Source organism: Oleiphilus sp. HI0128 (genome assembly GCF_001635365.1).
The window spans coordinates 1-4,598 of the sequence record NZ_LWGG01000748.1 but is presented as its reverse complement, the minus strand read 5'-3'; the positions used below and the strand labels follow the sequence as shown (position 1 = coordinate 4,598).

7 protein-coding genes are annotated in these 4,598 nt (G+C 43.3%); 2 read left to right on the top strand and 5 right to left on the bottom strand.

The features are described 5' to 3' along the window. Positions 1 to 400 (top strand): PLP-dependent transferase (locus tag A3763_RS09900; RefSeq protein WP_197482874.1); only part of this gene is annotated, 400 nt, incomplete at its 5' end. A 77-nt stretch (positions 401 to 477) separates the two neighbouring features. Here the strand turns inward: A3763_RS09900 and A3763_RS27555 are convergent. After that, complete coding sequence (locus A3763_RS27555) at positions 478 to 639, bottom strand: hypothetical protein (protein WP_156490459.1); 162 nt, start codon at positions 637 to 639, stop codon at positions 478 to 480. Between the two features lie 455 nt (positions 640 to 1,094). Here A3763_RS27555 and A3763_RS09895 point away from each other — a divergent pair, with 455 nt between their 5' ends. Continuing rightward, the gene (locus A3763_RS09895; RefSeq protein WP_068509360.1) at positions 1,095 to 1,610 is read left to right on the top strand and encodes a helix-turn-helix domain-containing protein; all 516 of its coding nucleotides are present in this window, start codon (positions 1,095 to 1,097) and stop codon (positions 1,608 to 1,610) included. A 71-nt stretch (positions 1,611 to 1,681) separates the two neighbouring features. Here the strand turns inward: A3763_RS09895 and A3763_RS09890 are convergent, their stop codons facing one another. The 4 genes from A3763_RS09890 to A3763_RS09875 all read right to left on the bottom strand — a co-directional run. Continuing rightward, on the bottom strand, positions 1,682 to 2,158 hold the full coding sequence (locus A3763_RS09890) for an NYN domain-containing protein (RefSeq protein ID WP_068634443.1): 477 nt from the start codon (positions 2,156 to 2,158) through the stop codon (positions 1,682 to 1,684). A 66-nt stretch (positions 2,159 to 2,224) separates the two neighbouring features. Further along, positions 2,225 to 3,061 carry a crotonase/enoyl-CoA hydratase family protein gene (locus tag A3763_RS09885; RefSeq protein ID WP_231872162.1) on the bottom strand — a complete coding sequence of 279 codons (837 nt, stop codon included), beginning with the start codon at positions 3,059 to 3,061 and terminating at the stop codon, positions 2,225 to 2,227. 21 nt (positions 3,062 to 3,082) lie between these two features. Further along, positions 3,083 to 3,721 carry a hypothetical protein gene (locus A3763_RS09880; RefSeq protein ID WP_068514174.1) on the bottom strand — a complete coding sequence of 213 codons (639 nt, stop codon included), beginning with the start codon at positions 3,719 to 3,721 and terminating at the stop codon, positions 3,083 to 3,085. A 159-nt stretch (positions 3,722 to 3,880) separates the two neighbouring features. Continuing rightward, positions 3,881 to 4,598, bottom strand: a 718-nt coding sequence (locus tag A3763_RS09875; RefSeq protein ID WP_231872161.1) for a GNAT family N-acyltransferase, incomplete at its 5' end; no start/stop codon positions are given.

Below are 4,598 nucleotides of genomic sequence, written 5' to 3'. Positions count from 1 at the left end.
TCATTGTGAAAACGCAATAAAAGTGGCCGAATTTCTAGAAGGGCACGATCTAGTTGAGTGGGTTGGTTATGGTGGCTTGCCCTCAGATGAGAACCATGAGCTAGCCAAAAAATATATGAAAGGTACACCGTCGGCCATTATGACCTTTGGAATTAAAGGTGGTTTAGAGGCAGGTACGCGTTTCTATGATGCCTTGGCACTGTTTAAGCGTTTGGTAAATATTGGTGATGCTAAATCATTGTCGTGTCATCCTGCTTCGACAACGCACAGGCAAATGACAGAGGAAGAACAGAAAGTCGCGGGTGTTACGCCTGAAATGATTCGACTATCAATCGGTATCGAGCATATCGATGACATTCTTGAAGATTTGGAGCAAGCACTGAAGGCTTCGGTAGGCTAGAACGAAAGAGGCTGCTATGTAGCAGCCTCAATTTTTCTATCTCAATTTTACTCGCTCAATAGAGCGGCGATCTTAGCTTAGGCGTGGCAGTTAGTGTCTTTTTCGCCTTGGCTTGTATTAGAGATAGCGTCTTCATTGTTAGCTTTTTTCTTTTGGATGCCGTGGTTAATAATAAATGAAAAACCGACAACCATTGCAACCGTTACGATAAGGCTAGTAAAAAATGGAAATCCAAACATAATTTTATTCCTCTTAATGTCTATTTAAAGACTACAGCGCAAGTATTGGCGCTTCGATAAATACAAGTAAACTCATGAAGGAATACGAACTGCAAGCTCAGTCTAAGTCGCCTGCTTCTAATTCCAAATCAATGTTTCTAATCCCTAGTTCGTAATCAATCCATTTAGAAATAGCTTTCATGATGCTCATAAGCGAGTCCTCACTATTTGGTGGATTAGACAAATATGGCTTAGGGTAAAAATGCCAAATTCATCACAGTTCCGTTTTGGAACCTTGTGTAAAGTATATGGTTCCATAATAGAACTCGTCAAGTGAATCTATTGTGACGACTTGCTAAAATACTGTTCTATTTCTGGTATAATGGCTTTTTTTGATTTAGATCAACTTTGTATATTGGAACAGTGGCTAGTCTTATTAGGCGCGAATAATTCAAATAAAATGCAAAGAGGTAGCTATGCGTTGGGAAGAGATTGACTCTCAGGTTTGTTCAATTGCTAGAGCATTATCAATATTTGGTGATCGTTGGACGCTGTTAATCATCCGGGACGCATTTCGCCGCGTCAGGCGCTTCTCAGAGTTTCAAAAATCTTTAGGGATAACCCGCCATCGTTTGTCTGACCGTCTAAATCGTTTGGTGGAAGCTGAGGTTTTAACCAAAGTCTTATATGACGAGAAGATGTCTCGTTATGAATACCATTTAACTGAGAAAGGAATGGATCTTTATCCGGTGCTGATGACGGTTGTTCAATGGGGTGACAAGTGGCTATGTGATGGTGACGGTGCACCGATTATGTTCCAGCATAAAACTTGTGGTCATGTTTCCAGCCCTCGTTTTGCTTGCGATCATTGTGCACATGACTTACATGCCAGGGATATGAAGCCAGTATTAGGGCCAGGTGTAGAGAAGAAATTGGAGCGAGGGGAGTTAACGACAGATGACCCCGAGCATATTCATGACATTGTTTATTGAGTATAAGTACTCAGAGTCTCGATGAGATTGTTGTAAAGATAATAGTGGCGAGCATATCGCTTGATCTGAATTTAGTTAAGTAATAAATCAGTATCTATTGCGACAAACTTAGTGGCGGAACATATCAGTGACGAAGCTGTTAGTGCTTTAACGCCGTAGACCTCTACAGCAGAGCTGTGTTTCAGTTTGATTCGATCGACGAGCAGGTCGAAATCTCCATCACCAGATGCTAAAACAAGGATGTCACTGTGTGCCGCAAACTCCATAGCATCGAGTGTGATACCGACATCCCAATCAGCTTTAGCAGAGCCGTCAGCGCGCTGAATGTAGGGCTTCAACTTTACCTTAAACCCTATCGCTCTAAGTATATTCTGAAACTGTCTCTGTTTTTCATCTGCGGGCTCCGTTGCATAGGCCACGGCATTAACGACGTGTCGATTTTGGGTCACCTTTGCCCAAAATGCATTGTAATCAAAATGGCGGCCATAGGCTTGTCTGGTCGTGTAGTAAATATTCTGTACGTCGACCAAAATAGAAAGAGTTTCCATTGGCTAAATTTTTCCAAAATAGTGGTGATGGCCTCTCTTGCATAAGAAGACCTAAAACTTACTGCTTTAGTGCCCGTGATATTGCCCAGCGCGTTTTTCTAGTAAAGCTTTCACTGCCTCTAAGTGATCTTCTGTTTGATGCAGACCAGCTTGAACTTTTGCACATTGGTCTAGCATTTCAGGTAATTTGAGTCGTTCACTTTGACGTAGTAGCTTCTTAGTGGCTCGAACGGCAAGAGGCGGGTTTGAAGCGATGCTATGTGCGATTGAAAGTGCGCGCTCAAGCATGTTTGAAGTTTCGATGCACTCAGACACCATCCCCCAAGATAGCGCTGTTTGAGCATCAACCATATCGCCAGTCAGTGCCATTTGGCTGGCTTTTGCTATGCCAATAATTCTTGGCAAGAACCACGCGCCGCCGTCTCCCGGAATGATGCCAAGTTTGACAAAGCTTTCGGCAAAGCGGGCTTTATCGGAAGCGATGCGAATATCGCACATCATTGCCAGGTCACAGCCTGCACCGACTGCGGCGCCATTTACGGCGGCAATAACGGGGATCTCGATATTCCATAAGGACAAAGGAATACGCTGAATTCCGTTTTTATAGCTTTGTTCTATTTCTTCTTTATTGCCGCCAAACATATCAGTTTTATTGAGCATATCTTTGACATTGCCGCCGGCGCAGAAACTCTTTCCTTCTCCGGTCAGCACCATGACGCGAATTTCGCTGTTATTGTTTGCTAAATCGCATACACGCTCGATTTCTTCAACCATTGCTTCGTGAGACATCGCATTGTGAATATCAGGTCTATTCAACGAGACAAGCAAGACGTGCCCGTCTTGTTGAACGCGTAGCTCTTTAAAGGTTTGCATATTGTGCGAAAGGTCGATTAGGTTGGTCATGCTTGGCCCGTAATACAGTTTCTATGTGTCTTGCTCAATACGGAGAAATTCTTGTTTGAGGTCGACTAGTTTGCTGGCATCACTTAGCTTTGGCAGTGCTGACAGTGAGTGGTCGGTTTGTAGCAGTAAGGCTTCATTCTTGTCGACAAGTATATTTAACATCTCATGTTCTTGAGCCTTAACCTGATACATGTTCTGCATGGTCGCGACATTGCTTTGGAAGGTTGATAAGACCTCTGCCGAGTCACGATATAAAGCATTATTGCTAAGTGCACTTTCAAGGCGAGTAGCATTTTCCAGGAGGGTTTCTGTATGTTCTAGATTTTGTTTTAGTTCTTGTCGAAGTCGATCAAGGCGTGCTTGATCTTGAGCGAGTTGGTCCTGATTTTCGTCGAGCAGCAAGCGATGAATAACTACAGTTACGCCGTTCACAAATTGTTCGAGGATTTTATCTTTAAAAGGAAGGTCGTCGACGATGCTACTGCGACTTTTGACGATCTTGAAAATCTCGCCTTCAAGCATTCCCACTAGGCAGCCAATATCGTAGGCTTTTTCTGGTAGATCTTCCCTTTGCGTAATTGAAAGGTTGTCTTTGGCGACAACTGTCATCAGATTGAGTATGCACTTGGCTTGCATAGATCGAGCTTCGATTAGATCCACGATGGCTCCTTAAGTAAAGAGTAATGCGAGACGAGATAAAAATAAGAGTCTAGCTGAAACCCTCAAACTTATGAATAACTAATAGGTAGCATTTGTGATATGGAAGATTATACATCGGTAACATAAGCTGCCATGACGGACGAACTTGTTATGTTTTGCTTAGACTCCCTCATTAGCGATAAGGTCATCGCCATCTAAAAGAGGTTGATTGAGTTGATGAGTAATACAGCCGAGAATATGTTGATAAAGATCATAAGCGGGGCTGTTATCCAGAATACCGGATTCACTGGAGAGCCAGAATAAGTCTTCACTATCGCTGTTCAGCTTGTTCGTGGTCTGCTCTAGCTGGAGGCCGCGAGCTCGTAAGCGTTTGAATTCGTTGCAGGGGAGCGAAAGTAAAATTCGGTCATCGAAGCGTAAACGTGCAAGAGAGAAGGCTGCCAGATACATTGCTTCTGAAAAACTGTACTTTTTGGCTTCGGTGTCGCAATACTCGGGGTTGATGTTAAGTCGAGATATTTCGCACAAAGATAAATGGCATCCAGAGGAAAATACCTGATCGATAAACCCTAGTGAGCAGGAGTTTGCCCTTTGGCAGGGCAAGGTGGGTTGCGCTGATAAGCTTTCAACTGAGTGGCTGATACGTATGCAGGCAATATATTGTCTGCTGCTATTCTCTTGAAGGAGCAGGTGTGTCGAGTTGTGGTCATATTGGTCAATGACCTGCTCAACATGAGTGAGTCCGTCAAAGTCTTCTTTGCTCTGTTTAAAACGTATTTGATAAGCTATACGTTTTTGTTCTTCACTGTAAGCACAGACAAAGTTGAACTGTGCGATGAAGTTATCTACCAGCTGAAGTGATTGCATTGCTCTACCT

Bases quoted from the DNA above. Each gene is read 5' to 3' on its own strand.
- A3763_RS27555 (WP_156490459.1), bottom strand. From the start codon at position 639: ATGTTTGGATTTCCATTTTTTACTAGCCTTATCGTAACGGTTGCAATG.
- A3763_RS09895 (WP_068509360.1), top strand. From the start codon at position 1,095: ATGCGTTGGGAAGAGATTGACTCTCAGGTTTGTTCAATTGCTAGAGCA.
- A3763_RS09890 (WP_068634443.1), bottom strand. From the start codon at position 2,158: ATGGAAACTCTTTCTATTTTGGTCGACGTACAGAATATTTACTACACG.
- A3763_RS09885 (WP_231872162.1), bottom strand. From the start codon at position 3,061: ATGACCAACCTAATCGACCTTTCGCACAATATGCAAACCTTTAAAGAG.